The 26,591-nt window shown below is 69.6% G+C and carries 23 protein-coding genes and 1 pseudogene; 7 read left to right on the forward strand and 17 right to left on the reverse strand.

What is annotated here, in order from left to right; translation table 11 throughout:
• The first annotated feature begins 4 nt into the window (after positions 1-4).
• Positions 5-853 carry a formate dehydrogenase accessory sulfurtransferase FdhD gene (fdhD, locus tag NRF20_RS08325; protein WP_413752319.1) on the forward strand — a complete coding sequence of 283 codons (849 nt, stop codon included), beginning with the start codon at positions 5-7 and terminating at the stop codon, positions 851-853.
• Positions 854-950: 97 nt separating this feature from the next.
• Here fdhD and NRF20_RS08330 read toward each other — a convergent pair whose 3' ends face one another.
• On the reverse strand, positions 951-1,979 hold the full coding sequence (locus NRF20_RS08330) for a bile acid:sodium symporter family protein (protein ID WP_413752320.1): 1,029 nt from the start codon (positions 1,977-1,979) through the stop codon (positions 951-953).
• Positions 1,980-2,089: 110 nt separating this feature from the next.
• Here NRF20_RS08330 and NRF20_RS08335 point away from each other — a divergent pair, with 110 nt between their 5' ends.
• Positions 2,090-3,001: a LysR substrate-binding domain-containing protein gene (locus tag NRF20_RS08335; RefSeq protein ID WP_413754545.1), complete on the forward strand. Its 912-nt coding sequence runs from the start codon at positions 2,090-2,092 to the stop codon at positions 2,999-3,001.
• A 349-nt stretch (positions 3,002-3,350) separates the two neighbouring features.
• Positions 3,351-5,150: an AMP-dependent synthetase/ligase gene (locus NRF20_RS08340; RefSeq protein ID WP_413752321.1), complete on the forward strand. Its 1,800-nt coding sequence runs from the start codon at positions 3,351-3,353 to the stop codon at positions 5,148-5,150.
• 32 nt (positions 5,151-5,182) lie between these two features.
• On the opposite strand, the gene NRF20_RS08345 is transcribed toward NRF20_RS08340, so the two are convergent.
• The 4 genes from NRF20_RS08345 to NRF20_RS08360 all read right to left on the reverse strand — a co-directional run bounded on the left by NRF20_RS08345 (position 5,183) and on the right by NRF20_RS08360 (position 11,727).
• Positions 5,183-7,246, reverse strand: coding sequence for a PQQ-dependent sugar dehydrogenase (locus NRF20_RS08345; RefSeq protein WP_413752322.1), 2,064 nt, complete (start codon positions 7,244-7,246; stop codon positions 5,183-5,185).
• 11 nt (positions 7,247-7,257) lie between these two features.
• The gene (locus NRF20_RS08350; protein WP_413752323.1) at positions 7,258-8,901 is read right to left on the reverse strand and encodes a glycosyl hydrolase family 8; all 1,644 of its coding nucleotides are present in this window, start codon (positions 8,899-8,901) and stop codon (positions 7,258-7,260) included.
• A 187-nt stretch (positions 8,902-9,088) separates the two neighbouring features.
• Entirely contained in the window at positions 9,089-10,933 is a 1,845-nt protein-coding gene (locus tag NRF20_RS08355; RefSeq protein WP_413752324.1) for a discoidin domain-containing protein, read from the reverse strand.
• Between the two features lie 11 nt (positions 10,934-10,944).
• Positions 10,945-11,727, reverse strand: a complete 783-nt coding sequence (locus tag NRF20_RS08360; protein WP_398630621.1) for a Tat pathway signal sequence domain protein — start codon at positions 11,725-11,727, stop codon at positions 10,945-10,947.
• Between the two features lie 422 nt (positions 11,728-12,149).
• On the opposite strand from NRF20_RS08360, the gene NRF20_RS08365 reads away from it, so the two are divergent.
• Both NRF20_RS08365 and NRF20_RS08370 read left to right on the forward strand, forming a co-directional pair.
• Positions 12,150-12,986: an aldo/keto reductase gene (locus tag NRF20_RS08365; RefSeq protein WP_398630620.1), complete on the forward strand. Its 837-nt coding sequence runs from the start codon at positions 12,150-12,152 to the stop codon at positions 12,984-12,986.
• A gap of 87 nt (positions 12,987-13,073) precedes the next feature.
• Complete coding sequence (locus NRF20_RS08370) at positions 13,074-13,556, forward strand: RICIN domain-containing protein (protein WP_398630619.1); 483 nt, start codon at positions 13,074-13,076, stop codon at positions 13,554-13,556.
• A 357-nt stretch (positions 13,557-13,913) separates the two neighbouring features.
• Here the strand turns inward: NRF20_RS08370 and NRF20_RS08375 are convergent, their stop codons facing one another.
• The 5 genes from NRF20_RS08375 to NRF20_RS08395 all read right to left on the reverse strand — a co-directional run bounded on the left by NRF20_RS08375 (position 13,914) and on the right by NRF20_RS08395 (position 18,079).
• Entirely contained in the window at positions 13,914-14,567 is a 654-nt protein-coding gene (locus NRF20_RS08375; RefSeq protein WP_413752325.1) for a hypothetical protein, read from the reverse strand.
• A 528-nt stretch (positions 14,568-15,095) separates the two neighbouring features.
• Complete coding sequence (locus NRF20_RS08380; protein WP_413752326.1) at positions 15,096-15,230, reverse strand: hypothetical protein; 135 nt, start codon at positions 15,228-15,230, stop codon at positions 15,096-15,098.
• 185 nt (positions 15,231-15,415) lie between these two features.
• Positions 15,416-16,594, reverse strand: coding sequence for an acyl-CoA dehydrogenase family protein (locus NRF20_RS08385; RefSeq protein WP_413752327.1), 1,179 nt, complete (start codon positions 16,592-16,594; stop codon positions 15,416-15,418).
• Positions 16,595-16,670: 76 nt separating this feature from the next.
• Complete coding sequence (locus NRF20_RS08390; protein WP_413752328.1) at positions 16,671-17,828, reverse strand: CaiB/BaiF CoA transferase family protein; 1,158 nt, start codon at positions 17,826-17,828, stop codon at positions 16,671-16,673.
• The gene (locus tag NRF20_RS08395) at positions 17,825-18,079 is read right to left on the reverse strand and encodes an aldehyde dehydrogenase family protein (protein ID WP_398630615.1); all 255 of its coding nucleotides are present in this window, start codon (positions 18,077-18,079) and stop codon (positions 17,825-17,827) included. The genes NRF20_RS08390 and NRF20_RS08395 overlap by 4 nt, the downstream gene beginning before the upstream one ends.
• A 358-nt stretch (positions 18,080-18,437) precedes the next feature.
• Between NRF20_RS08395 and NRF20_RS08400 the strand changes: the two are divergent.
• A pseudogene (locus NRF20_RS08400) lies at positions 18,438-18,617 on the forward strand (4-aminobutyrate--2-oxoglutarate transaminase); the annotation flags it as partial.
• Positions 18,618-18,650: 33 nt separating this feature from the next.
• Here NRF20_RS08400 and NRF20_RS08405 read toward each other — a convergent pair.
• From NRF20_RS08405 to NRF20_RS08415, 3 genes are all read right to left on the reverse strand, one after another.
• Entirely contained in the window at positions 18,651-20,216 is a 1,566-nt protein-coding gene (locus NRF20_RS08405; RefSeq protein ID WP_413752329.1) for a PucR family transcriptional regulator, read from the reverse strand.
• Positions 20,217-20,295: 79 nt separating this feature from the next.
• The gene (locus NRF20_RS08410; protein WP_398630613.1) at positions 20,296-21,249 is read right to left on the reverse strand and encodes a class I SAM-dependent methyltransferase; all 954 of its coding nucleotides are present in this window, start codon (positions 21,247-21,249) and stop codon (positions 20,296-20,298) included.
• 313 nt (positions 21,250-21,562) lie between these two features.
• Positions 21,563-21,868 (reverse strand): 4a-hydroxytetrahydrobiopterin dehydratase, encoded by a 306-nt coding sequence (locus tag NRF20_RS08415; RefSeq protein ID WP_114247647.1) that lies wholly within the window; start codon positions 21,866-21,868, stop codon positions 21,563-21,565.
• A 62-nt stretch (positions 21,869-21,930) separates the two neighbouring features.
• Here NRF20_RS08415 and NRF20_RS08420 point away from each other — a divergent pair, with 62 nt between their 5' ends.
• Positions 21,931-22,782, forward strand: coding sequence for a helix-turn-helix domain-containing protein (locus tag NRF20_RS08420; RefSeq protein WP_398630612.1), 852 nt, complete (start codon positions 21,931-21,933; stop codon positions 22,780-22,782).
• On the opposite strand, the gene NRF20_RS08425 is transcribed toward NRF20_RS08420, so the two are convergent.
• From NRF20_RS08425 to NRF20_RS08440, 4 genes are all read right to left on the reverse strand, one after another.
• Positions 22,772-22,930, reverse strand: a complete 159-nt coding sequence (locus NRF20_RS08425) for a hypothetical protein (protein ID WP_398630611.1) — start codon at positions 22,928-22,930, stop codon at positions 22,772-22,774. The genes NRF20_RS08420 and NRF20_RS08425 overlap by 11 nt on opposite strands.
• Entirely contained in the window at positions 22,927-23,475 is a 549-nt protein-coding gene (locus NRF20_RS08430; RefSeq protein WP_398630610.1) for a DUF1275 family protein, read from the reverse strand. The genes NRF20_RS08425 and NRF20_RS08430 overlap by 4 nt, the downstream gene beginning before the upstream one ends.
• Positions 23,476-23,640: 165 nt before the next feature.
• Positions 23,641-25,980, reverse strand: a complete 2,340-nt coding sequence (gene secD / locus NRF20_RS08435; protein WP_413752330.1) for a protein translocase subunit SecD — start codon at positions 25,978-25,980, stop codon at positions 23,641-23,643.
• Between the two features lie 30 nt (positions 25,981-26,010).
• Positions 26,011-26,580: a hypothetical protein gene (locus NRF20_RS08440; protein ID WP_413752331.1), complete on the reverse strand. Its 570-nt coding sequence runs from the start codon at positions 26,578-26,580 to the stop codon at positions 26,011-26,013.
• Positions 26,581-26,591: the final 11 nt, after the last annotated feature.

Below are 26,591 nucleotides of genomic sequence, written 5' to 3' on the forward strand. Positions count from 1 at the left end.
CGCTATGGGACGGGTCACCGAGCGCCGCCGCACCATCCGAATCCGGGACGGGGCCGTCTCCACGCGCCCCGACACGCTCGTCGCCGAGGAGCCCCTGGAGATCCGGCTGAACGGCAGGCCGCTCGCCATCACGATGCGCACGCCGGGCGACGACTTCGCGCTGGCGGCGGGCTTCCTGGTGAGCGAGGGCGTGATCGGTGACGGCTCCGAGGTGCAGGGAATCGTCTACTGCGCCGGGGCCACGGCGGACGGCGTCAACACGTACAACGTCGTGGATGTGAAGCTCGCCCCCGGCGTCCCGGTCCCCGACATCACACTCGAACGCAATGTGTACACCACGTCGTCCTGCGGGCTGTGCGGCAAGGCGAGCCTCGACGCGGTGCGCACCACCACCCGGCATCCGATCGCCGACGCTCCCCCGGTCCGGGTCGAGCCCGCCCTGCTCGCCACCCTCCCCGACCGGCTGCGCGCCGCGCAGCGGGTCTTCGACCGGACCGGGGGTCTGCACGCGGCGGCGCTGTTCTCCGAGACGGGTGAGCTGCTCGACGTCCGGGAGGACGTCGGCCGGCACAACGCGGTCGACAAGCTCGTCGGCCGGGCTCTGACCGATCACCGGCTGCCGCTGTCCCGGGCGATTCTGCTGGTGTCGGGGCGGGCATCGTTCGAGCTGGCCCAGAAGGCGGTGATGGCCGGGATCCCGATGCTCGCGGCGGTCTCGGCACCGTCGTCCCTCGCAGTCGATCTGGCGGCCGAGACCGGACTGACCCTGGTCGGCTTTCTGCGGGGTCCTTCCATGAACGTGTACGCGGGTGAGCACCGCATTGCCCTGGAGGCGACGGTCGACCGGGGCTGAGGCGCCTCGCCCGTCCTGCACGGGTCAGGGATCCGGCCGGCGGGGAGCGCCCCCTGCGCAGGCCGGTCCCACCCCGGGCGGGGCTCCGGACGCACCCTCAGCTCACCGTGACGGGCTCCCGTGACACCGCGCTGTTCTCCCGGTTCTCCTCCTGCGGATCGTACGAGCGGCGCTTGGCGATCACCGCGCACACCATCAGCTGCATCTGATGGAAGAGCATGAGCGGCAGTACGGCGAGGGACGCCTGCGCCCCGAACAGGACGCTCGCCATCGGCAGCCCGGAGGCCAGGCTCTTCTTCGAGCCGGCGAACTGGAGGGCGATCCGGTCCCCACGGTCGAAGCCGAGCCGCTTCGCCCCGTACCAGCTCAGCGCGAGCATCAGCGCGAGCAGCACGGCCTCGGCACCGAGCAGCGCTCCGAGCCTGGCCGGGGTGACCTGGCGCCAGATGCCCGCGACCATGCCTTCGCTGAACGCCGTGTAGACGACGAGCAGGATCGAGCCCCGGTCGACATGGCCGAGGACCTTCTTGTGGCGGGTGATGAAGCCACCGATCCAGCGGCGCAGCAGCTGCCCGGCGACGAACGGCAGCAGCAGCTGGACCCCGATCTTCAGCAGCGCATCGGCCGAGAATCCACCGCCGTCGTCGCCCAGCAGCGCGGCGGCGAGCAGCGGCGTGAGGAAGATCCCGGCGATCGAGGAGAAGGAGCCCGCACAGATCGCCGCGGGCACATTGCCGCGGGCGATCGAGGTGAAGGCGATCGACGACTGGATCGTCGAGGGGACGAGGCACAGGAAGAGGAAGCCGCTGTAGAGCTGCGGCGTCAGGACGTACGGCACCAGCCCCTTGCCCGCGAGACCTAGTAGCGGGAACGCCACGAAGGTGCAGACGAGGACGGTGAGGTGGAGCCGCCAGTGCTTGAGGCCGTCGAGTGCCTCGGCGGTGGAGAGGCGGGCGCCGTACAGGAAGAAGAGAAAGGCGACGGCTCCGGTCGAGGCACCGCCCGCCACATCGGCGGCGGTCCCCGATGCGGGCAGTATCGCCGCCAGCACGACCGTGCCGATCAGCGCCAGGATGTACGCGTCGATCGGCAGCCAGGACGGCAGTTTCAGGGTGCGGCGGCTCATGTGCTCCACATGTTCTCTTGGTTCCGGTCGTGCCCTCTCCATCCTGCTCTTGATCATCGTGATCGGGAATCCGGCATACCGCTCTCACTGTCATCACGATTCGAGATAGCCTGGACCCCATGTACGACCCCGCGCAGTTGCGTACCTTTCTCGCCGTCGCCCAGACACTGAGCTTCACCCAGGCGGCCCGCCGGCTGGGTGTGCGGCAGTCCACGGTGAGCCAGCATGTGCGGCGCCTGGAGGATGCGACGGGGCGGCAGCTGTTCGCCCGGGACACGCACCGGGTCGATCTCACCGTGGACGGTGAGGCGATGCTCGGTTTCGCCCGGACGATTCTTCAGGCCCATGAGCGGGCCGCGACCTTCTTCACCGGCACCCGGCTGCGCGGGCGGCTGCGGTTCGGGGCCTCCGAGGACTTCGTGCTGACGCGGCTGCCGGAGATCCTGGAGTCGTTCCGCCGTGACCACCCGGAGGTCGAGCTGGAGCTGACGGTGGAGCTTTCCGGGACGCTGCACCAGCGGCTGGCCGCGGGCCGGCTCGATCTGCTGCTCGCCAAGCGGCGCGTCGGCGACACGCACGGCGAGCTGGTCTGGCAGGACGCGCTGACCTGGATCGGTTCACCGCAGCTGCGGATCGACCTGGACCGTCCGGTTCCGCTGATCCTCTTCCCGCCGCCGGGCATCACCCGGGCCCGCGCTCTGGAGGTCCTGGAGGAGCACGGCCGGTCCTGGCGGGTCGCGTGTACGAGCACCAGCCTCAGCGGACTGATCGCTGCGGCCCATGCGGGCCTGGGCGTGATGGCTCACAGCCGGGGGCTGATCCCGCCGGGTCTGGCGCCGGTGCCTGCCAGAGCGGGTCTGCCGGAGCTGGGCGATGTGGATTTCGTCCTGCTGCACGGCCGCCGCCGGGACGGGGCACAGGAGGCCGCGGACGCCCTGGCGGCGGCGATCCTGGCGGGCGGCGACCGGCTGATCCGCGGTGTCGGCACGGTCGGTTCGATCAGTGGCCGGGACGGCGCATGACCGCACGCCCGTACGGTGACAATGGACGACAGCCACACTTCCGCGCCCGGCCCGGCCGGATCGGACATGTGCGGGCCCGCCTGCGGACCAATACCCTCGTACCTGCTCGAAACGGAAGTGACAGCGGCGTACAGATTCGGTGGAGATTCCGGCGCCGGCCTCTTACTCCGCGGTCTCAGCCGCGCCCGAGCCTTGCCCATCTGGCCGGATTTCGGTGGCTGACCTGTGCATATGCCACGTTGTCCGCCGTTACGGGGCCCTCCCGCCACGCCGCCCGGTGGGGTAGCGTCACGGCGCTGTGCGGAGCGCCACAAGGAGCAGGTCATTGCGCGAGTTCACTGTCCCACCCATGGCGGCCGCGCCCCTCGTAGGCGGGCTGGCCGATGTGGTGTTCGACTACGCCGAGGAAGATCCGCACCGGGTCGCGCTCGGCCGAAAAGACGCGCGCGGACGCTGGCAGGACGTCACTGCGGCAACGTTCCGCGACGAGGTGCTGGCGCTCGCCAAGGGGCTGATCGCGCACGGCGTCAGATTCGGCGACCGGGTGGCCCTGATGGCACGTACGCGCTACGAGTGGACGCTCCTCGACTTCGCGCTGTGGACGGTCGGCGCCCAGTCCGTACCGGTCTATCCGACGTCCTCGGCCGAACAGGTCTTCTGGATGCTGCACGACGCCGATGTGTCCGCCATCGTGGTCGAGCACGAGGACCATGCGATGACGGTCGCGTCGGTGATCGACCGGCTGCCGCAGCTCAAACGGCTCTGGCAGTTGGACGCCGACGCGGTGACCGAGCTCCTCGACGCGGGCGCCCGTGTCGAGGACGAGGTGGTGCACCGCCACCGGCGCGCGGTGACGCCCGAGTCGGTGGCGACCATCATCTACACCTCGGGCACGACGGGACGCCCCAAGGGCTGCGTGATCACGCATGCCAACTTCATGTTCGAGACGGACACCATGGCCGCCCGCTGGGAGTCGGTCTTCCACTCCAAGCCGGGCGACGAGGCGGCGACCCTGCTCTTCCTGCCCCTGGCGCATGTCTTCGGCCGCATGGTAGAGGTCGCGGCGGTCCGCGGCCGGGTGAAGCTGGGCCATCAGCCGGAGCTGTCGGCGAAGGCCCTGATGCCGGATCTGGTGTCGTTCCGGCCGACGTTCATCCTGGCGGTGCCGTACATCTTCGAGAAGGTCTTCAACGCTGCCCGGCGCAAGGCCGAGGCGGAGGGCCGTGCCGGGCCGTTCGACAAGGCCGTGGACATCGCGGTGAAGTACGCCGAGGCGACGGAGGCGCGGGCGTTCGGGACCGGTCCAGGGCCGTCCGCCGGGCTGCGGATGCAGCACCAGTTCTTCGACAAGGTCGTGTACAAGAAGGTGCGCGAGGCGATGGGCGGCCGGATCCGGCACGCCATGTCCGGCGGTTCGGGTATGGAGCGGAAGCTCGGGCTGTTCTTCGAAGGCGCGGGCGTCACGGTGTACGAGGGGTACGGGCTGACCGAGTCGACCGCGGCGGCCACCGCCAATCCGCCGGAGCGCACCCGGTACGGCACGGTCGGGCAGCCGATCCCCGGCACCACCGTGCACATCGCCGAGGACGGCGAGGTGTGGGTGCACGGCGGCAATGTGTTCACGGGCTATCTCGGCGACCCGAAGGCCACCGACGCGGTACTGCGCGACGGCTGGCTGGCCACCGGGGATCTGGGGGCGCTCGACGAGGACGGCTATCTGACGATCACCGGGCGGAAGAAGGAGATCCTGGTGACGTCCGGCGGCAAGAGCGTCTCGCCGGCCGGTCTGGAGGAACGGGTGCGGGCACATCCGCTGGTCGCGCAGTGCATCGTGGTAGGCAACGACCGGCCGTACATCGCGGCCCTGGTCACGGTCGACCAGGAGTCGGTGGACCACTGGCTCTCCATGCAGGGGCGGCCGCCCATGAGGCCGGGGGATCTGGTGCGGGATCCGGAGCTGGAGATGGAGGTCCGGCGCGCGGTGGTGGCCGCCAACACAGCAGTGTCGCAGGCCGAGTCGATCCGTACGTTCCGGATTCTGGCGCATCCGTTCAGCGAGGAGCACGGTCTGCTCACGCCGTCCCTGAAGCTGAAGCGCAAGGCGATCGAGACGGCGTACGCGGCGGAGGTCGACGCGCTGTACCGCTGAGGCACGGCGGTGCCTCAGCGGTTGAGCGCCTGCTAGGTGATCGAGATGCGGAACAGCTTGTCCGCGCCGTCCGGTTCGCCTCCGTTGTTGTCGCAGTTGGTGGTGGAGAGCCAGAGCTCGTCCTGGCCGGGCACCTTGGTGACCGTACGCAGCCGGCCGTACGTACCGACGTAGTACGCGGTCGGCGTGCCGAGGTTCTCGGTGTCACCGCTGATCGGCACCCGCCACAGCCGTTCGCCCTTCAGCGCGGCCATGTAGATGACATTGCGGACGATGGCGATCCCGCTGGGCGAGGCCTCGGAGACGTTCCAGGTCTTCTTCGGGTTGGTCATGCCGGCGGTGGAGCAGCTGCCCTCGCAGACGGGCCAGCCGTAGTTGTTGCCCGGCTTGATGAGATTGAGCTCGTCCTTCTTGCTGTCGCCGAACTCCGCCTCCCACAGGCGTCCTTTGCCGTCGAAGGCGAGGCCCTGCGGGTTGCGGTGGCCATAGCTGTAGACGTAGTTGCCGAACGGGTTGCCGGGGGCGGCCTTGCCGTCCGTGGTCATCCGGAGGATCTTGCCGTTGAGCGAGTTCTTGTCCTGTGCGAGGTCGGGGGTCTGGGCCTCGCCGGTCGACGCGTACAGGTAGCCGTCGGGGCCGAAGGCGAGCCGTCCGCCGTTGTGGTACCTGCTCTTCTTGATCCCCTGGAGCAGGACCGTGTATCCGCCGAGCGAGCTGCCGTCGTATGTCATGCGGGCGACGCGGTTGCCCTCGGACGCGGTGTGCATGAAGTACACATAGTGGTTGGTGGACCACTTGGGGTCGACGGCGACGCCGAGCAGGCCGCCCTCACCGGTGGTCGTGACGGTGCCCGGCACGGCACCGACCTGGGTCCTGGTGCCGCCGGGGGTGACCTTGAAGACCTTGAAGCTGTCCCGTTCGGTCACCAGCGCGGTCTTGCCGTCGGGCATCCAGTAGGTGCCCCAGGGGATGGACCAGCCGGTGGAGACGGTGGCGATGTCCGACGGTACGCCGCCGTCGGTGGCGCAGGCCGAGGTGGTGAAGGTGACCGTGTTGCCCGGAGGCGAGACATTGCCCGCAGCGTCCTTGGCGACGACGTCCAGGGTGTACGGGCTGGCGCAGGCGAGCCCGGTGAGGGTGGTCGTGGTGGCCGGCGGGGTACCGGTCACGGTCTTGTAGACGGTGCTGCCGCTGCGTACCTCGTAGGCGGTGACGGCCTTGTTGTCAGTCGACGCTCCCCAGTTCAGGACAACGCTGTTCGCGGTGAGGCCCGAGGTGGACAGGGTGCCCGGTGCCGAGGGTGCGGTGGTGTCGGAGCTGGGCAGGGTGGTGCAGTCCACGATCGGGCTGACCGACGACACATTGCCGGCCGCGTCACGCGCGAACAACGTGATGTTGTACGTGGTATTGGGGATGAGCCCGGTCAGGTTCTCCGTCGTGGCGGTGCCCGCCGCCTCCGCGAACTTGTTGCCGTGTTCGTAGATGTCGTACGCGACGACGCCCACGTTGTCGGTGGCGGCGTCCCAGTTCAGCGTGAGGCTGTCCTCGGTGATCGCCGAGCAGCTGGGCCGGCCGGGTGCGGTGGGTGCTTGTGTGTCCGATGAGGTGACCGTGAAGTCGATGTAGTCGAGGTTGGGCAGCCCGTCGGCCGTCGTGGACGTCAGCCGGATCTTGTTGCTGCCTGCCTTGACCGGGGTGGTCAGGGTGGAGGTGGCCCAGGTGTTCCAGTCGGCGGTGGCGTTGAAGGCGCGGGCGGCCGAGACGACCGTGCCGCCCACGGCGACATCCGCGGGCCGGCCGGCCGTCGTGCCGTTGGAGTACCGGATGGCGATCTGTCCGGTCCCGGCAGAGGCCGCGGTGACAGTGAACTCCACATAGCTGCCGACGACATTGTCGCCGTTGACGAAGCCTGTCCCGGAGTAGCCGGAGTGATTGGACTCCGCGGCGCCCTGGACGATCGTCGCGGACTCCGCCTCGTACCGGGTGGGCGCCGCCGAGGCGGATTGCGGCACCGCCTGCACCAGGCCGGTACAGAGCAGCACGACCGCGAGCGCGGCCACTCTTCCTCGTAACGTGGTGAGTGTGCTGGCCTTCATCTGAACCTCCGTCAGGGAACCCAGTAGTTGCCGGATGCGACGATCATCGACTGCAGCTGGACGCTCCCGCCGTAGTAGAGCTGTGGGTCGATCGAGGTGGCGGCGAGCTTGCTCCAGAGCGCGTCGAGCCAGGCCTGGGAGCCGGGGTCGGTCAGCGCGGTCACGACGAACGGGGCGGTGAATGCCATGTCGTCGCCGCTGTCGAACGCCGTGCCGTTCAGGTGGTAGCCGGTGACGATCCTGTTCGGGTCGCCGCCGGTCCTGGACTTGATCCAGGAGTTGAGCTTGCGCGCCGAGGCGAGCGAGGCCGCGTCCCCGCTGGTGACGGCGTCCGCGCCGATGCGCCACGGGTCGCGGCAGGCGTTCCAGGAGTAGTCGCCGTCGTTGGGGCCTTCGAGCACCTCACCCGCAGCGGGCTTGGGCGTGGTGTTCGTGTTGACGACGAAGTCGGCCAACAGGCCGGTGTTCGCCGCGTACTTGGTCTGCTGAGTGGTGATGAGATTCTGATGGGCCGTGCGCACGGTGTCCCAGGTGCTGTCGCCCGTGGCCGTCCTGAAGGCGCGGAAGTGGTCGATCATCCAGTCCGAGGAGCGGGTCATCCAGTAGTGGGACTCACCGGAGTCCGACCAGTCACCGAGCAGCATGAGGTGGGTGGTCGGGTTGACCTCGCTCTTCATGATGGCGTTGATGTGCTTGACCGCGAGATCCTTGTAGTTGTACGTGCCCGTGGATCCCCACTGCTTGTCGGCGAGGAGCAGCCCGTAGGCGACGTCGAGGTCCCCGTCCGTCGCCGAGTCGGAGCCGTCGACGCTCTTGCAGGAGGCGTCCTGCTCGGCGGCGAGAAGGTTGGCGTTGTTGACCGAGGGGTGCGCGAGCATGTACTTCACCATGCCGTCGAAGACGGTCTTCGCCTCCGGGTCGGCTCCTGCCATCGTCGCGGTGACGACCATGCCGTAGCCCTGGGCCTCGGCGACGTAGGGGTGGTCGGCGTCCGGCGAGATGACCTCGTACCAGCCGTTGCCGCAGTTCTTCCTGACGAACGCGGACTTCCAGGCGTTGTACGTCTTGATCACGGCCTGGTCGAGCGCCGACTGTGAGCCGGACGGCTTCAGCGTCCCTGCGGCGTACGGGAATCGGTGGCTGCCGAAGGGCACTGCGGGACCACCGGCGGCGGGGTCTGCGCTGTCCAGGTAGTCGAGGTTGGGGCCGCCGTTCGCCGTGGTCGCGGTGGCACGGATCGTGTTGGTTCCGGCGACGAGCTGGGCGGTGATGGTCTTCGTCGCCCAGGTGTCCCAGGAGCCGGTCCCGTTGAAGGCCGCCCCGGAGGCGACGACCGTACCGTTGACGCTGATGTCCATCGGGCGGTTGGTGGTCGTACCGTTGGCGTAGCGGATGGCGAGCGAGGTGCTGCCCGCGGTGGCGTCCACCGTGAACTCCACCGACGAGCCGGCGACGTTGGTGTAGTCGACGAAGCCGGTGCCGGAGTAGCCGGTGTGGTTCGTCGCCACGGCCGCCCGGTACAGGCTCGCGTTCTCGGCCTCGTACGCGGCCGTGGCGGCTGAGGCCTGCGGAAGGTGGGCGAGCAGGGGCAGAAGCAGACAGCTGAGTCCGGCGAAGACGGCCACGATGCGGCGTGGGGGTGCGGCAGGGTGCACGGTGATCCCTTCCGGTTCGACGTTAGGAAAGGTTCCTAACCAACACTGCATAGGATTCCCTGGGGCCCGTTCTGTCAATGCCCCGCGCGGGCCCAAATCCCGGAACATTGCAAGTGGGTTGAGCGGACCGCAGGCAGCCCGGAGGGGCGACGGGATCACCCCGCCGCCCCGTGTCCGAGAGGGCGCTCTACCTCCTGTCGAGGTGGTCGGGGTCGGGCACGGTGACCCGTCCGGTGCCGGACGCCGATGTCGCGTTGCCGCCCGGGTAGGCCGTGCCGATCCAGGTCTCGTCGATCCGCAACCGCTGGTAGCGGCTCGCGTCCGTGGATGCGGCATAGGTGCTGGTGACCTCCAGCCGGACGTGCCGGGCACGGGTCGCGGGGATGTCGATCAGCGCGACCCCGCGCGCGCTGGGCAGCGTGCCGGACTTCACCGGACTCCCCCAGTCGGTGCCGTCGCTGCTGACGTACACGCTGTAGTCCCTAATCCGTGCGGACTGCTCGGTATCGGATCGCGCGTAACTCACCGAGTCCTCACGCTGGTTGATACCGATGTACCGCACTTTCCCGGCCGATCCGAGGTCGTAGTCGAGTCGCGCGGGGAGCGACTTGCCGTTGTCCCAGTAGGTGAGGTAACTGCCGTCGGCGGCGGCCGCCGCCGCGTGCCCGGGCGCCGAGGTACCGGCGGTCATGGTGTACGACGAGGGCGCGATGATGCCGGTGCGCCCGGCCGTGGTCACCTTGAAGACCGTGTCGTACGGATCCCAGGCCCCCAGGCCGGTGAGGCTGAGGGTGCCTTCCGACTGCTCGAAGCGGACGCGGGCTCCCGTACGGAGGTTGGTCACGCGCTTCACCCGGTACCCGTTGTCCCGGATCTTCAGCGTGGAGGTGGACGGCGGGGTGAGGACATGGATGTAACTCAGGTCGGGGTGGGCCCGGTTGACGGTCGTGACGCCGTGGGCACCGTCGTTCCAGAAGCCAGGCTTCAGCCCGCCGTACATGTATCCGCCGCCCTCGACCCCGTGCAGCGACTCCCAGATGGGGTCGAGAAAGGAGTCGGCGAACGTGTTGAACGCGGCCTGATTGGCCGGGAAGACGCCGTTGACCTGAGCCGTCTCGGCCATCAGCGCCTTGACCGAGGAGCCCGCGTTGGTGATCAGCCGTCCGAGGGTGAGCTTCCTGTCCACGGCAGGATCGGAGCCGTCGTACCACCAGGCCCCCGTGGACGGCAGTTTGAAGTCGGCCTCGGTGAGCCGGGGCTGTGCCGTGTAGACCGCCTGCGGATAGTCGTACGACGGCGTCATCCCGGTCTTCTGCTCATTGCTGACCATGTCCATGATCGGCGTGTCCTCATTGTTGTTGCTGATCGTGTAGTGGGGGCGCTTCCGATAGATCTGCGCGTAGAGGTCATGGCTCTCCCAGTACGCATTGTCGTTGTCGATCCAGAAGCCACCGAGGTCCGGATAGCGGTCCATGACCTCGAAGAAGTTGTCGTAGCTGAACTCCCCGAAGCCGTCCCGGGTGGTCAGGTCGACCGAGCCGCCCTTGTACGCGGAGTACGCGGCCGAGTCCAGCCACTCGTGCCCGCCCTCGTTGTGCCATTTGGGGTCGTCCGTCATGTAGAGGATCGTCCTGAGCCCCTTCGCCTTGGCGGCTGCGATCGTCTCGCCCAGGAAGTCACGCTCGGTGGAACAGCTTCCCGGGATACTGGACGGCCAGGGGCGGGCGTAGCCGAGGCGACTGTGAAAGGTGGCGAGCACCAGGTACTGGGCGTGCAGCTTCTGGGCCTCGGTGACCCAGTAGTCGGGGTTCCAGCCGCCGGAAGTGACGTCGGACTCCCAGTCGGCGCAGTCGGTGTGCGCGGGTGCGGTGCGCTCACCCCAGTGCAGGAAGAGGCCCGCGGTGGCGGAGCGCAGAAAGTCCTGACGGGGGTTCTGCAGCTCGGCCCGGGCCGGTGCCTGCAGGCTGAGAGCGCCGAGCAGCAGCGCGACGACGAGCAGCATACGGACGGGCGGACGTCTGCCGGTGTTCATGGATCAGCCCCTCAGACCAGTTGGTAGCCGCGCATGCCCGTGAGCAGAAGATGGGTGTCCTGCAGCGATCCCGAGGTGTCGCCGAGCGACCGGTAGATGCCCCACTTGGGCCGTACGCGGTCGGCGAGGTAGGTGTCGGCACCGGACTTCGACTTGTCGATGACGGCGGTCGAACCGTCCTTCAGAATCCAGCGGACCGAGCCCGCCGTACCGTCGCCGACCGTGATCCGGAAGTCGACGTCGATCCATTTGTTCTGCAGCGGTACGAGGTCGGTGCGGCCGACGAGGATGTCGGCGACGGCGAGCTTGAGCTCGATGGTCTGTACGCCGTTCACCCGGCGCAGCGACTGCACGACGATCGGCGAGGTGCCGTTGCCCGGCTGCTTCATCTGCATGATGTGCGTGAAGGTGGTGGTCGCCTTCAGCGAGCCGGGGATGTACATCCGGTATGTGATCCGCCAGGTCTCTCCGGGCAGCCACTTGAGGTAGGAGCTGCCGCTGGTGCGCAGTCCGGTCACTTCCTGGCGCTGACGGTCCGTCGAGGTGTCCCGGTCGACGGTGTGCATGTTGAACCGGAAGTTGTCGCCCTCGGTGAGGATGTGCGGCTGCCCCGCCGGATGGGAGTCGGCCCGGTCGTCCTCGACGGTCTCGAAGGCGCCGAGTCCGCCGCTGCTCGCCGAGGGCGACCAGCGCAGTCGCCAGCTCGCCGCGTGCGCGGTGGCAGAGGGGCCGGTGGTGGCCGCCACGGCGCCGCCGATTGCCGCACCGAGTAAGGCTCGCCTGGAGGGATTCATCGCTTCGACCTCGCTCGGAACAGAGGGCGGCCGGCCTGCATGCTGTCCAGCCTGTTGAAGCTCAGGCCGATCATGCCGTCCGGGTGGTGCTCCGATGTCTTCTTGCGATCAGACATAAGCCGTACCAGCCTTCCTGAGGTGGGGGTTCAGGATTGAGTGGGGTGTGGCCCTTTTCTCCGCAGCCACCAAACGCTGCGTTCACAAGAGTGTTCATCATTCAGTGATGTGCTTCAGAGTTACGCCTTGACGGGACTCGGTCAATGGCCCGGACGAATAAGGTCGGAGCAATATCGAGTCGGTGTCGCGTCGATCCCGGTCGGGGCAGTGAGGGGTTGCTGAACGTCAGGTCGGCAGGGAATGCATCGCGCCCTGTGATCGTTGAGCATGAGAATGCCAACCGCCGACGTAAGGATCGACCGCTCGTGAGCAAGGTCCCCTCCATCACCCTCAACAACGGCGTCGAGATGCCGCAGCTCGGTTTCGGTGTCTGGCAGGTACCGGACGACGAGGCCGCGAAGGCCGTCGCGACAGCCATCGAGTCCGGGTACCGGAGCATCGACACCGCCGCGATCTACGAGAACGAAGAGGGCACGGGCCGGGCCGTCGCAGCCTCCGGTGTCGCCCGCGAGGAGCTCTTCGTCACGACGAAGCTGTGGAACGCCGACCAGGGCTACGACTCCACCCTGCGCGCCTTCGACACCTCGCTCGACAAACTTGGTCTGGACTACGTCGATCTGTATCTGATCCACTGGCCGGTGCCGGCCAAGGACGCGTACATCGACACGTACAAGGCCTTCGAGAAGATCTACTCCGAGGGCCGTGCGAAGGCCATCGGTGTCTCGAACTTCCTGCCCGAGCACCTGGAGCGCCTGCTCGGCGAGACCTCCGTGGTCCCGGTGATCAACCAGATCGAGCTCCACCCGCAGCTCCAGCAGGCCGAGTCCCGCGCCTTCCACACCAAGCACGGCATCGCGACCGAGGCCTGGTCGCCGCTGGGCCAGGGCAAGGGCCTCCTGGAAGTCCCGACGGTCGTCGCGATCGCCCAGAAGCATGGCCGCACGCCGGCCCAGGTGGTGCTCCGCTGGCACATCCAGACCGGGAATGTGGTGATCCCGAAGTCCGTGACGCCGTCCCGGATCGTGGAGAACCTCGATGTGTTCGGCTTCGAGCTGGACGCCGACGACCTGGCCGCGTTCGCCGCACTGGACGAGGGCAAGCGTCTCGGCCCGAACCCGGGCGAGTTCAACCTCGGCGCCTGAGCCGTGTCGCTGCGCCGTTGAAGTACACAGATCGCCGCCCGCCTGCCGAGCCGGGCGGCGGTCTGCTGCCCAGGAAGGAAACGGAACATGAACGGGGACACCGCGCCCGTCGTCGCAGCGGGTCGCTACCGGCTGCGCAATGTGGGCAGCGGGCTGCTGCTGGAGGTGTACGGCTCCGCCAAGGGCGCAGGCGCCCCGGTGCAGCAGGGTAAGGAAAGCGGTTCGGCGGCCCAGCACTGGGAGCTGACGCCCGTGCACGAGGGTGCCGCGCTGTACCACCTGGTCAATGTCCACAGCGGCAAGCGGCTGGACGTCGCCAATGCCTCCACCGAGAACGGCGCCGTGGTCCAGCAGTGGCGAGCCAACAACTACGGCGCCCAGGAATGGCTGATCGAGCAGCACCTGGAGGCGCCGGGGGTGGTGACCCTGGTCAGTTTCATCAGCGGGCTCGTCCTCGAGGTGGCCGATGGCAGCACGGTGGACGGTGCCCGCGTCCAGCAGTGGGAGGACACCGACTCCTCCGGCCAGTGGTGGCAGTTGGAGCCGGTGTCGGACACCCCCATGGTCTGAGCCGTTTTCGTTCGGATTCGATCGCAGGCCCGGTAAAGCCATCGGGAATCCGGCCCCATGCCTGGCCAGGCTCCCGGCGGCCGGGACGTGGGCGGCGTCTGCCGCGCCGGCGCCACGTTCTGCCGCCCCGGTCGCCGGGTCCTGCCAAAGGCTCGAAGGCCACGTACGGCACGGCTGTCCAGCCAGGCTGGCAGCGCCTCACCGTCCGGCTCTAGTATGGCGTGGCAGAAGTATCCAGACTGGAACCCCGGCCCGATTCCGGCGGGCCGGGGTTCTATGCCAGGCGGGTGAATCGATCACCGGCCTTTGTAGTGGTGCTCGGTCACCAGTCGTTGTGATGGTGCTCGATCACCGGTTTCAGTAGTCGCCGCCGAAGTCGCCGCCGCCGAAGTCGCCGCCGCCGCCTTCGCCGCCGTGGTGGCGCTCGATCACTCGGAAGCTGCCCACGACTCCGTTGTGGACCTTCACACCGCCCCGGACACGGCCCGGGTGAACGCCGTCGCTGGAGCTCCAGGGACCGACGGTCGCCAGCGGGGCGCCGTTGTCGCAGGTCGCACCACGGAAGACCTCGACGGTCCGGCGGCTTTCGTTGCGGATGTTGAGGGTCTTGGAACCGAGACCGCTGACCACCGTGATGCAGCCGCCGCCTTCGGCGGTGTAGGTGCGCTCGTTGATCTGGATCCGGCCCCTGAAGTGTTCCCGGTGGCCCTTGTTCTCGCGGCCACCACCCTTGTTCTCGTAGCCACCACCACCCCTACCCTCGTTGCCCTTGCCCTCGTTGCCGTTGCCCTCGTTGCCGTTGCCCTCGTTGCCGTTGCCCTCGTTGCCGTTGCCGCCGTTGCCGCCGTTGCCGCCGTTGGGGGCCGACACGGGGGCGGCGGCCTGCTGCTGGACGACCGGGGCAGCTTGGGCCGGCTCCGTGGAGGCAGCCGAGGCGTACGTGATGCCGGTGGCGGCCAAGGCCGCGGCAGCCGCGAGTGCGGCAGTAACGACAGTGGAACGCGTAACCATGTCACTTCTCCTGTCTCAGAGAGGCCGGCCGAGCAGCCGACCCGTAATTGAACGTACTAACGGCCCCCATAGCTGTCATATCGGACACGTTGGAAGGGGCGGGGCCGGGGCGCCAATCGGGGTACACAAGACACCCAAATGCCATTTCCAGATAATCTGACAAGCTGCCAATCACCCTTATTTATGGGCGAATTGATGTGGCATTAGCCTGTCCAGGCGACTTCCTGATGCCCTCTCACCCCTGATGGCAGCGTGTCTTTGTTGACACGGCCCTGGCGGGAGCCGTACGCCACCGCCCTGAATGCCCGTCATCCACAGTCCCACCCGCCCTGACCTGCGGTGACGCGCCGATGGTGCGTGCCGAAGAACGTTCCCCGGGTCGACGGGTGCCCCGTGGCTGCGGGTGAGCGCTCATTCCACGGCGATGTCGGCCGCATCCGGTGCGCCCCTCCGTCCGGAGCGCAGTGCCCGGCCCGCAGCGTACGCAAGCAGCGCGACGTCCCAGGCCAGGAGGCTCATCAACAGCTGCTAGCGGCTGTCGGCGACGAACGCGACGAACGCGACGAACGCGACGAACGCGACGAACGCGACGAACGCGACGAACGCGACGAACGCGACGAACGCGACGACACAGGCGTAGCCGATGGCGGTGCTGGCGAGCACGGCTCGCGGATGCCATTTCTCCGAGCATCCGGATCACGAGACGATGAGGGCCCCTGCCAGTACGTAGGTCAGTACGGCGGCCGGGCCGATGTGTCCTGGGCGGGATCTGGCTGGGGTGCTGGAGAGGGGAAGCCCGGCCGGCGGGAGCGCGGCCGGGCAGAGGGAGCGTCATGACGCCCCGTGTGTCAGCGGTAGGCTGCCTGCCCGGTGAGGGCATGGCCGACGGCCAGGGTGTGGATCTCGCTGGTGCCCTCGTAGGTCAGGACCGATTCGAGGTTGTTGGCGTGCCGCAGGGGCGAGTACTCCAGCGAGACGCCATTGGCCCCGAGTACGGTCCGGCATTCGCGGGCGATGGCCAGGGCCTCGCGTACGTTGTTGAGCTTGCCGACGCTGATCTGCTCGGGCCGCAGCGTCTCCCGTTCCTTGAGGCGTCCCAGATGCACCGCGAGGAGGGCGGCGTTGCCGAGCGACAGCGCCATGTCGGCCAGCTTGCGCTGAGTGAGCTGGAAGGCGCTGATCGGCTTGCCGAACTGGATGCGCGAGTCGGCGTAGTCGAGCGTCGCCTGCAGGCAGTCGCGCCCGGCGCCGACCGCGCCGAAAAGGATCCCGAAGCGGGCCTCGTTCAGGCAGGACAGCGGGCCTCGCAGTCCCCGGGCCCCGGGCAGGAGGGCCGAACCGGGCAGGCGGACGTCCTCGAAGTGCAGCTCGGAGGTGATCGACGCACGCAGCGACATTTTCTGCTTGATGTTGCTGGTGGTGAAGCCGGGAGTGCCTCGCGGGACGAGGAAGCCCCGTACCCCGTCCTCGGTCTGCGCCCAGACGGTGGCGACATCGGCGATACCGCCGTTGGTGATCCACATCTTGGAGCCGTTCAGGATCCAGTCGCCGCCGTCGCGGACGGCCCGGGTACGCATGTCGGCCGGGTTGCTGCCGAAGTCCGGCTCGGTCAGCCCGAAACAGCCGATCGCCTCACCTGCGGCGAGCCGCGGCAGCCACTCCTGCTTCTGGTCCTCCGATCCCCACTGCCGGATCGAGAACATGGAGAGGGATCCCTGGACGGACACGAAGCTGCGCAGACCCGAGTCGGCCGCCTCCAGCTCCAGGCAGGCGAGTCCGTAGCTGACCGCGCCCGTGCCCGCGCAGCCGTAGCCGTCCAGGTGCATGCCGAGCACACCGAGCTTGCCGAGTTCGGGCGCCAGTTCGCGGGCGAAGTGTGCGTCCTCGAACCATTGGCCGATGTGCGGACGGACCCGCTCGGTCAGGAATCGGGCGACCGTGGCCTGGATCTCGCACTCCTCGTCGGTGAGCAGGGAGGCGATGTCCAGCAGGTCGAGCGGGTCCTTGAGGCGCTTGGCCGGGGGCATGGGGGAACTCCTTCGGTACGTGCTGCCGGTGTCGATCGGAATGAGTGCGGGGTACGGAGGCGGGCCGGACGGGCGGTCAGCTGTCCAGCCAGCGCCTGAGGTCCTCGGTGTGCTCGCCGAGCCGCGGCGGGCGCCGCTCGTAACGCGGCGGGGTACGGGACAGCCCGATGGGGTTGGCCACCAGGCGCATCGGGTCGTCGGGGTCCGCGTCGGCCGGTGTGACCCGCGGGGACAGGCCCAGGCGTTCGGCGAGGTCGAAGGCGTCTGCGAGGTCGTTGACCGGACCGCAGGGCACCCCGAGCGGGGTGAGCAGGTCGACCCACTCGGCGGCGGTACGCAGGGCGAGCCGTGCGGAGATCTCCTCGGCCAGCGCATCGACGTGCGCGACCCGGTCCGCGTTCGAGGCGAACCTGGGATCGGCGGCGAGCGCGTCTGCGCCCAGGCCCCGGCACAGGGCGAGGAACTGCCGGTCGTTGCCGACGGCGACGACCAGCGGCCGGTCCGCAGCCCCGTACACCTCGTACGGGGCGATGGACGGGTGACGGTTGCCGAGGATGCCCGGCACCTGGCCGGCCAGGGTGTACCCGCCCGCCTGGTTCACCATGCTCGACAGCAGCGAGGACAGCAGACTGACCTCGACGTGCTGGCCTTCGCCGGTCGCGTCGCGGTGGCGCAGCGCCGCCAGGACCCCCACGGCCGCGTGCAGGCCGGTCAGTACGTCGACCAGCGCCACGCCCGTCTTGACGGGCTGCCCAGGTGCGGGCCCGGTGATGCTCATCAGCCCGCCGACCGCCTGCAGCAGCAGGTCGTAGCCGGGGAGCGAGGCGCCTTCACCGGCTCCGAATCCGGTCACCGAGCAGTAGACGATGCCGGGGTTGAGCGCATGGGCCTCCTTGTAGGAGAGCCCGTACTTGTCCATCGTGCCGGGGCGGAAGTTCTCGAAGAGCACATCGGCGCGGCGCACCAGCTCGTGCGCGTCGCGGCGTCCTTCCTCCGTGCCGAGATCGACGGCGAAGGACCGCTTGTTGCGGTTCACGGACAGGAAGTAGGTGGTCTCGTCATGGGCGCGCGGCGGGCCCCAGGCCCGGGTGTCGTCGCCGGTGCCCGGACGTTCCACCTTGATGACATCGGCGCCCAGGTCCGCGAGGAGCATCGTGGCGTACGGGGCGGCCAGCACCCGTCCGAAGTCGGCGACCACGACACCCGACAGGGGGCCGGGAACGGAGGCGTTCATCGGATCACCGTCCGGGAGCCGCGTATGGACACCGTGGTCGTGGTGGTGAAGAAGTCCCGTGCTGCGCGTCCCTGTTCGCGCGGGCCGAAGCCGCTGTGCCGTGATCCGCCGAAGGGCACATGCGGGTCGGCCCCGGCAGTCTCGGAGTTGAAGTGCAGAATGCCGACCACGAGGTGGCGCAGCAACGGCGTCTGCTGCGCGGGATCCGGTGCGGGATCCGCCGCGCGGGCGGTGGCTGGGGTGTGCTGCATGTGCCTTCCTCTCGATACGCATCCTTGCGCGAGGCGACCTGCCGAGTGCCTGGCCGGTGACGGCCGGGATCGCGAAGCCACATCTTGGGCACGCGGCACGCGTCCCCGCAGTGGACGAGATGTCCCGCGCCGATGCCGCAGGGCACTCCAATCCGTCCATGGGCGGTGCGCCCGGACGACTGGTTGGCTCGGCAGCCCGCGCCGCTGTGCGCCGGCACCCCACTCTTCGCAGGAGGTCACATGCCTGGTGTTTCCGTCCCTTCCAGCCCCTCCGGAACTTCCGGGACCGGCCTGACCACGGCCACGGGCCTGGGCGGTGGCCTGCCGCTGGGCGCCGTCGGTCGGCGCGGCCGCCGCCGAGCTGACGGCCCGTATCGCGCGGCGCTGCCACGACCGGGGCCTGCTGGTGCTGACCGCGGGAAGCTACGGCAACGTACTGCGGTTCCTGCCGCCGCTGTCCATCCCGGACACACTCCTTGACGAGGGCTTGGGGCTGCTCGGTGAGGTGATCGCGCAGGAGTGCGGCACTGGTGTGTAGGAGCGGTGCCGCGGTGTCACTGGCGGCTGATCCTCACGGCCGGGAGGTGCGGACCGCCCCATCCGCATCGGCGTTCTCCCCTGGCCAGGCCGACAGTGCCAGCAGCAGCTCGGCCCGTACGTGGGCGGAGTCGAGATCGACGTCCAGCAGCGCGTGGATCCGGTCGACGCGGCTGCGCAGTGTATGCCGGTGCACTCCCAGGGACGTCGCGGCCGCGCCCCACTGGCCGTGATGCTCCAGGAACGCACGGAGCGATGCGATGAGATCCGTGCCGTGCTGCCGGTCGTAGTCGGCGAGCGGGGCGATGCGGACCGCGGACAGCTCGCGCAGCAGACCACGGGTCTCGGGCGCGGTGACCAGGATCTGACCCGCCAGCGAAGCGAAGGGGACGAGTTCGTGCCCGCTGCGTGCCTCGGCCACCGCGGCGGCGTTGGCGGCCTCGCGCAGCGCCTGGGGCACCGCGTCCAGACCGTGCCTGTCGCTCAGCCCGGCATGGGGCCTCGGCCTCAGCCGGGCCGCCGCACCGTCGGTGAGCGCACGGGCCTGCACCGACCCGTCGCCCGGCAGAAGCAGCACCGCGCACCCGTCGCGAACGGTGCCGAACCGGGGCAGACCCCGCTCGGCGAGATCGCTGCCCGCCGCGTCCAGTGCCCGCCGGGGGCTGCCACCGCGCAGCACGAGCACGCTGATTCCGTCCCGCACGGGGAACCCGGCCTCCGTGAGATGGCCGTGGGCCGTGGGCGCGGACACCGTCCCGTCCAGGAGCATGCGCAGGAACAGGCCGTTGACGTGGTGCTGTTCGTCCATGAGGCGCAGCGGCTTCTCCTCGTGGAGGGCGATGAGCGACGCCGCGTGGCCGAGGAGGAGGTGGTCCACGGCGGTCAGCTCCCGGCCGGTGACGAGCACAAGGCGGCCGTGGGCCCGGGGCCCGACGCGTACCTGCTGTGCCACGACGCTCCCCTGCGGCCCGGTGCTCACTGCCGCCGAGGCCCCGTCGCCCGCTCCAGGGGCACGCAGCTCCGCCAGAACGACCGGTTCCGGCCCTGCCGAGCCCGGCGGATGAGACGCCCGCACGGCGCCCGCCCCGTCCATGTACAGCACCTGGGTACCGGTCGAGGCAGCGAGTTCACGCACGACCGCCCGGGCGGCGCCGCGCAGCGCGGCACGGGTCATCCGGAGCTGGATCCGGGAGGCGCGCACGACCCCTTCATAACTCTGCTCCGCCAGACGTTCCATCACGGCCTTGGTGATCGCGACGAAGGGCGTGGGCAGCGGTACTTCGAGCAGCGGCAGTCCGGCCTCCTCGGCTGCCTCGACCACGGCGGCCGGGACCTGCGCATGGGACAGGCCGGTACCGAACGCGACGGCGGCCACGCCGGCACCGGCCAGTCGTGCCACGTAGGCACGTTGCCCCGCGGGTGTCCCCGGCAGCCTCAGGCCGGTCGTGAGCAGCAGCTCGCCGCCGCTGAGCCAAGGGGTGGGGTCGGCCAGTTCGATGCTGTGCGCCCACATCACTTCGCGGTCGAGTGCGCTGCGGCCCGCGAGCACGGTCAGTCCGAGCTCGTGGCGGCGGGTCAGCCAGTTCAGGGATACGCCCATGCGTTCGTCTCCCCCTCGGTTCCCGCGCACCGGTCTGCCCGGTCCGCCGTGTCCCGGGAACCTAGCAGGTCAGCACAGGTCACCCCCGTCGGGCCAGGTGCACCGTACGGACCGTGAGCAGGAAGACATCGGGGCGGCGGTGCAGCCCGGCCGGGTCCTCGGGGTCGAGCAACCGGTCCAGTACGGCGATGTCGTCGGCCGTCAGGGACTCTTCGAACATCTCGCGCCGACGGGCGAATTCTGCGATGACATGGTCGCGGGCCGGCTCGGAGAGGGGCGCCGGAAGGTCCAGCAGGAAGCTGCGGGTGCCCTGCGGGTCCAGACCCACCGCGGTGCACAGGGCGCTCCAGTCCTCGGTCTCCCGCTTGGTGCCGGGCAGTGACGCCCGCATGTCCTCGAACCAGTCCGCGGTGATCGCGTCGAGCCTGGCCTCCAGACCCGGCCGGCCCATGCCGATGTCACGCGGGAGCTGGCGGGGCGGCAGACCGCCCTCCACCAGGGCGACGGTCCCACCGGGGCGCAGCAGCGCGGCAAACCCGGCGAGAACTGCGCGCTGGTCACCCATGTGGTGCAGGGCGTTGCCCACCCAGATCAGATCCGCCTCCCCCAGCTCGGCGAGGCCGTCGGGGATGTCGGCCTGCTGTGTACGGACCCGGTCACCGAGACCGAGCCGCTGCGCGCGGGCCCGGGTGCGTTCCAGAAGCGCCGGGGTGCCGTCGACGGCGACGACTTCCGCCTCGGGAAACACCTCGGCGAGCAGACAGGCGATCACGCCGGGTCCGCTGCCGATGTCGAGAATCCTGCGCACCTTCGGGGCCGTGGGCAGGCCGGCGATCCAACGGGCCGCCTCCTCGTACTGCGGGCGGCTGAGCTCGGCGTTCTGCTCCAGCCGCGGGCCCATGACGCCCCAGTCGATGTCGGTGGTGTCGTGCTGGTGTCCCGGTGTGCTGCCGTGGTGATGACCGTGGGTGGTGTCACGCCGATGGCTGCCGGCGGTGTCGTGCTGGTGACCGTGGTCGGTGTGCTGGCTCATGGGGACAGCCTCACCACACATCAACCCCCTGGCAAGATTCTTTGCCGGTTCGGCAAGTCAGCGCACCGGCACCCCTTGGGCCGATGCCCCGGACGCGGTCGGGGCAAGCGGCCACCGTCTCGGCCTCTCGCACGCAGTACCAGCACGCATCCACGGTTCGGCGCTGCGATGTGACATGCCGTCATGCACCCCGTTTCGACTCTGCAATGTGACATGTCATCGCGCATGAGCGGCCTGCGCCGCGGCACGGCTGCACGTCGCCCGCCCCCCGCGGCCCCCGGCCCGGTGTTCGGCGGCGTGCCCGCCCGTCCGGCTACCTCACGCCGTGTCCGGCGGCGATCGCCACCACCCGCGCGGCCAGGTTCAGATCGTTCTCGGTGACCACACCACCCGCGTCGTGGGTGTTCACAGACAGGGTGACGGTGTTGTAACCGAGGGTCAGATCGGAGTGGTGGTTCAGTTCGTCCTGGATCTGGGCGACATGCACGGTCAGCCCGACGGCGGCGAAGTGCGTGCGGAGCCGGTAGGTACAGGTGATCCGGTCTCCCTCCAGCGACCAGCCGGGCAGGTCACCCAGACGGTCCTCGATCTCCTTCTGCGACAATGGTGCGGCGGGCATGCTGCGACTCCCTACGAGCGATCGGTGCCGGTCGGCGGTGCCGGTGACGTTACGGTCTTCGTATGACAACTGTCGCGCTTGACACGGGGGTAGGGCCGCTGCTGCGCAGCTGGCGGGAGCAGCGTCGCATCAGCCAGTTGGAGCTGGCGCTCCGCGCGGATTCCTCTGCCCGGCACATTTCCTTCATCGAGACGGGCCGTTCCCGCCCCAGCGAGGACTTGATCCTGCGGCTGGCCGAGCATCTCGACATCCCGGTCAGGGAACGCAACGCCCTGCTGGTGGTGGCCGGTTACGCGCCCCGCTACGCACAGACCGCGCTCGACGACCCGGCGCTGGGCGCGCTGCGCGAGGGGATGGAGCGACTGCTCCAGGGGTACGACCCCTACCCGGCGCTCGTCGTCGACGGCATGTACAACGTGGTGGCGGCCAATCGGGGCATCGCAATGCTGCTGGAGGGAGTGGCCGGGCATCTGCTGGCCCCGCCGCTGAATGCCATGCGGCTCACTCTCCACCCGGAGGGCCTGGCCCCACGCATCCGCAATCTTCGGGAGTGGCGTGCCGATCTGCTGGCGCAGATGGACCGCCAGATCGCCCTGGCCCGGTCTGCGGAGCTGCGTGAGCTGTACGAGGAGGTCGCGGGCTATCCCGCACCGGAAGGTGCTGACAGGGCCGAGGGGGCCGGAGCAGCGGGGAGCGGCGGGGGCGCCGGGGAGAACGCGGGAGCCGGCCCCGCGTCGCCCCTGCCGTTCGCGCTGCCCTTGCATATCGAGCACGGCGGGCAGGTGCTCTCGTTCGTCTCCTCCATCGCGACGTTCAATACCCCGATGGATGTGACGGTGGCCGAGCTGGCCATCGAGACGTTCCTGCCCGCCGACCGGGCGACCGCCGACCATCTGCGGTCCCTCACTTCCTGACGATCGGGCGGATCCAGGGGGCGTCGGCCCGCGCCAGGACAATCGCGGCCGTGGTCACGACCGCCAGGACCACCACGGCGAGCAGCAGGGGAAGTCGCGGGTGCCCGTGCAGTACGGCCACGGCTCCGACGAATGCTCCGGTCATCATGGCGGCGGCCGAGAGCACCGCCGTCCGGCCTTGCTGCCGCCTCCGCCGGCGAAGCGGCTGTCGGAGAGGATGCCGGTGATGGTCAGGGTCAGCACGGTGGTGGTGAGGTCGGGGACCGCCAGCGCCCGGGAGATGGCGTTCTGCGCACCGAGTCCGAGTCCGAGCAGTGCGATGAGCGCGAAGCGGACCCCGCCCACGAACGGATGGCCGGAAGCCAGAGTGACGATCAGCGCGGCCAGGACACAGGCGGTTTCGACGAGGAGCGCGTACAACAGCATCCGGCCGCGATGCGTCAGGGCACGGTGCACGATCAGGCCGCCGAGCAGTTCCCCCATCGCGAACGCGGCAAGCGCGACGAGCGAGAATCCGGGGGCTCCGGCGATCGCGAAGCCGGAGAAGACCACATTGCCGGTCATGTTCGCGACGAAGACCCGGCCGAGTTCCAGGTAACTGACGGCGTCGACCAGCTGACGACGGTCAGGGCGAGCATCATGGGCGGCAGCGGTCCATGCCGGTCGTTCATGTCCGGTACGACGGTGGACCATGCCTCACGCAGCACGACGCGCACGGACACGGCCACGCTCCGATCACGGTGTGGGTGGTCGGAATTGTGCCGCCCCGGGCGCACGGAACACCACGACCGACGCACATCGCCCCCGCCCGGAAGGAGGCCGGTTCCCGGGGCGGGGGCGATGTGCGTTCCGGAGCCGCTATACGCGTGCCCCGTTGTCGAGCGGGTCCCGGCGCCCCGCCTTCGTACCGGACCGGCGTCCGGGAGCCCGCTTCCGGGCGGGCGGCGGGGCCTTGCTGCTCCGCTCCAGGAGGAGCGCGGCCGGTACGGCGGTCAGCACCGAGGAGTACGTGCCGACGCAGATGCCGATCAGCAGGGCGAGCGCAAAGTCCGCGAGGGAGTCGCCGCCCAGCACGGCAAGTGCGGTCAGGATGAACAGGGCACCCATTCCGGTGTTGACCGTTCTCGGGACGGTCTGGAGAACGGCCCGGTTGGCGACCGTGGCAAGAGGCACGCGACGGGCCTTCGCCCACAGTTCCCGCACCCGGTCGAAGACGACCACCGAGTCGTTGACGGAGTATCCGATGACGGTGAGCAGTGCGGCCAGGAAGATGCCGTCGACGGTGCGTCCGAGCCAGGCGAAGGCGCCGACCAGGATGATGACGTCGTGGACCAGCGCCACGACCGAGGCCACGGCGAACGTCCAGCGGAACCGGATCGCCAGATACGCCAGCTGTACGAGGACGGCGATGCCGAGCGCGATCAGGGCGTTGCGCCGGAGTTCGTCGCCGAGGCTGGGGCCGATGAGTTCGTCGCGGACCTTGGTGGTTTCGCCGCCCTCCTCCGCGAGGGCGGCGCGCAGGGCGTGTTCGCCGTCGTTGTCGAGTTCTCCGGTGCGTACGGAGAGGTCGCCCTCGCCCGCCGTGGTGACCTCGACGTCATCGAAGCCCGCGTCGGCGAGGGCGGTGCGGGCCCGCTCCACGTCGACGGGCCGGCTGGTCGAGTACTCGACGAGCCGGCCGCCGGTGAATTCGACGCCCAGGTTGACGCCGCGTACGACGATGCCGAGGACCGCGACGGCGATCAGTGCCGTGGAAATCAGCAGCCAGCGGCGCGGCGAACGCATCAGCTGGGGATCGCGGCGGGTCAGCCAGGTGCGCACCCGGCCGGGGGCGGCGATGCCGTTGATGCCCCGGTAGTCGCTGACGAATCGTGAGCGTGCGGCGATGTCGGTGAGTGCGCGGGCGATGACGAGTGCGGAGAACATCGAGGCGAGCACACCGATGGCGAGTGTGACGCCGAAGCCCTTCACGGGCCCGGAGCCGAGGAAGAAGAGCAGCCCGGCCGCGATCAGCGTCGTGACGTTGGAGTCGGCGACGGCGCTCCAGGCGTTTCGGAATCCGGCGGTCAGCGAGGAGCGCAGGGAGCGGCCCGGGTGCTGTGCGTGTTCCTCTCTGGCCCGTTCGAAGACCAGCACGTTGGCGTCGACCGCCATCCCGATGGCCAGGACGAACCCGGCCAGGCCGGGCAGGGTGAGGGTGACTCCGAGGGCGACCAGGGCCGCGTAGGAGATCAACCCGTAGGCAGCGAGCGCGACGGCGGCGAGCGCGCCGAAGAGCCGGTAGACGATGGTGATGAAGAGCGCGGTGGCCGCGGCGCCGATGAGGGCGGCCCGGGCGCTGGCGTCGATGGCGGCGGCGCCGAGCGTCGGGCCGACGGTCCGCTGTTCGACGATCTCGACGGGGAGCGGCAGAGCGCCGCCCTTGATGAGCAGGGCCAGTTCCCGGGCCTCGTCGGCGCTGAAGGAGCCGGTGATCTGGGTGGACCCGGACGGCAGGCCGACGTTGCAGCCCACCGAGGGTGAGACCTCCGGCGAGGAGATGATCTGCTGGTCGAGGACGATGGCGACGCGGCGCCGGTCGTCCTGGACCGGGTGGCAGGCGGCCTCACCGGTCAGCCGGGTCCAGTCCCGGCCGGCCTTCTTGTGGAAGTCGAGGGAGACGGTCCAGCCGGCGCCCTGCTGGGCGTCGAAAGCGGTGGTGGCGTCCTTGACGCCCGCGCCGGAGAGCCGGGCCGGGCCGAGGTCGAGGGAGCGGCCCTGCTCGTCGGGGAGCGTCGGCCCGTTGCCGGCCTCGGCGTCGGCCTTGGCGTCGGCCTTGGCGTCCGCCCTTTCGTCGTTCTGCGCGGCGGGGCCCTGGATCGCGTGGAAGCTGAGCTGGGCGGTTCTGCCGATGACTTCGGCGGCCTTGCGCGGGTCCTGGACGTCCGGGAGTTCGACGATGATCCGGTCCTCGCCGGAGCGGGTCAGGGTGGGTTCGGTGACGCCGAGGGAGTCGATGCGCTGGCGGAGCACCTCAAGGGTGCGGTCGGTGCTCTCCCGGTCCGCTTTCGCGGTGTCGGAGTCCTTGGCCTGGAGCACCAGTCTGGTGCCGCCCTGAAGGTCGAGGCCGAGTCTGGGTGACATGGTCAGCGTGATGAGCACGGAGACGAGCAGGACGGCCGCAGCCAGAACCGCTCGCACCGTGGTGGCGCGAGTCATGGGTTTCCTCCGAGGGGGCGCCGGGCGCCCTCACCTCGGCGAGGACGTTCCGGCGGGTCTGTGGGACGGGGCCGGTGGCAGGACCGGTGGCCGGTGAACGGCCGGCCTCGGAGGACCGCGTACGACGGGGAGTGCTGCGCGGAAGCGGTCGGTGGCACGAGCGGGTGCGGCGGGAGCCCGCCGGAAGGCGTGGTGCGGTGCGCGGATGCCCGGTGCGCCGGGCAGCAGGAAGTAGGGGGCGGGCGGCGGGAGAGGGTGCGGGGTCCGGGCGTGGTCGGTGCCGGCCCTGGGCAGGGGTCCGGTCGTCGGCGCGGTCCGGTGGCGGTCGGTCGCCGTGGCCGTGCGGGTGCGCCGGGTGTCGTGGACGGTGCCCGTGCGGGCGGTCCGGTCCGTGTGCGGGGTGGGCTGATGGGCGCCGGGTGAGTACGCGGCGGAGGGCGGCACACCGGCGAACGGCCGGTCGGGGAGTACGGATCCGGCGGCTGCGGGGGCGCCGCCGACGACGGTGAGTACGGCGAGAAGGAGGGCGACGAAGACCTGCCGGGCCGCCTGTGCGGTTCTGTGGTGCGCCGGGGCGCCCGGCCATGCCCTCGGGGGCACGTTCCCCGGGG

The organism is Streptomyces sp. R-74717 (genome assembly GCF_047305335.1).
GTDB classification, from domain to species: domain Bacteria; phylum Actinomycetota; class Actinomycetes; order Streptomycetales; family Streptomycetaceae; genus Streptomyces; species Streptomyces atratus.

Bases quoted from the DNA above. Each gene is read 5' to 3' on its own strand.
- fdhD (WP_413752319.1), top strand. From the start codon at position 5: ATGGGACGGGTCACCGAGCGCCGCCGCACCATCCGAATCCGGGACGGG.
- NRF20_RS08330 (WP_413752320.1), bottom strand. From the start codon at position 1,979: ATGAGCCGCCGCACCCTGAAACTGCCGTCCTGGCTGCCGATCGACGCG.
- NRF20_RS08340 (WP_413752321.1), top strand. From the start codon at position 3,351: ATGGCGGCCGCGCCCCTCGTAGGCGGGCTGGCCGATGTGGTGTTCGAC.
- NRF20_RS08345 (WP_413752322.1), bottom strand. From the start codon at position 7,246: ATGAAGGCCAGCACACTCACCACGTTACGAGGAAGAGTGGCCGCGCTC.
- NRF20_RS08355 (WP_413752324.1), bottom strand. From the start codon at position 10,933: ATGAACACCGGCAGACGTCCGCCCGTCCGTATGCTGCTCGTCGTCGCG.
- NRF20_RS08360 (WP_398630621.1), bottom strand. From the start codon at position 11,727: ATGAATCCCTCCAGGCGAGCCTTACTCGGTGCGGCAATCGGCGGCGCC.
- NRF20_RS08370 (WP_398630619.1), top strand. From the start codon at position 13,074: ATGAACGGGGACACCGCGCCCGTCGTCGCAGCGGGTCGCTACCGGCTG.
- NRF20_RS08375 (WP_413752325.1), bottom strand. From the start codon at position 14,567: ATGGTTACGCGTTCCACTGTCGTTACTGCCGCACTCGCGGCTGCCGCG.
- NRF20_RS08385 (WP_413752327.1), bottom strand. From the start codon at position 16,594: ATGCCCCCGGCCAAGCGCCTCAAGGACCCGCTCGACCTGCTGGACATC.
- NRF20_RS08390 (WP_413752328.1), bottom strand. From the start codon at position 17,828: ATGAACGCCTCCGTTCCCGGCCCCCTGTCGGGTGTCGTGGTCGCCGAC.
- NRF20_RS08395 (WP_398630615.1), bottom strand. From the start codon at position 18,079: ATGCAGCACACCCCAGCCACCGCCCGCGCGGCGGATCCCGCACCGGAT.
- NRF20_RS08405 (WP_413752329.1), bottom strand. From the start codon at position 20,216: ATGGGCGTATCCCTGAACTGGCTGACCCGCCGCCACGAGCTCGGACTG.
- NRF20_RS08410 (WP_398630613.1), bottom strand. From the start codon at position 21,249: ATGAGCCAGCACACCGACCACGGTCACCAGCACGACACCGCCGGCAGC.
- NRF20_RS08415 (WP_114247647.1), bottom strand. From the start codon at position 21,868: ATGCCCGCCGCACCATTGTCGCAGAAGGAGATCGAGGACCGTCTGGGT.
- NRF20_RS08420 (WP_398630612.1), top strand. From the start codon at position 21,931: ATGACAACTGTCGCGCTTGACACGGGGGTAGGGCCGCTGCTGCGCAGC.
- NRF20_RS08425 (WP_398630611.1), bottom strand. From the start codon at position 22,930: ATGATGACCGGAGCATTCGTCGGAGCCGTGGCCGTACTGCACGGGCAC.
- NRF20_RS08430 (WP_398630610.1), bottom strand. From the start codon at position 23,475: ATGGTCCACCGTCGTACCGGACATGAACGACCGGCATGGACCGCTGCC.
- secD (WP_413752330.1), bottom strand. From the start codon at position 25,980: ATGACTCGCGCCACCACGGTGCGAGCGGTTCTGGCTGCGGCCGTCCTG.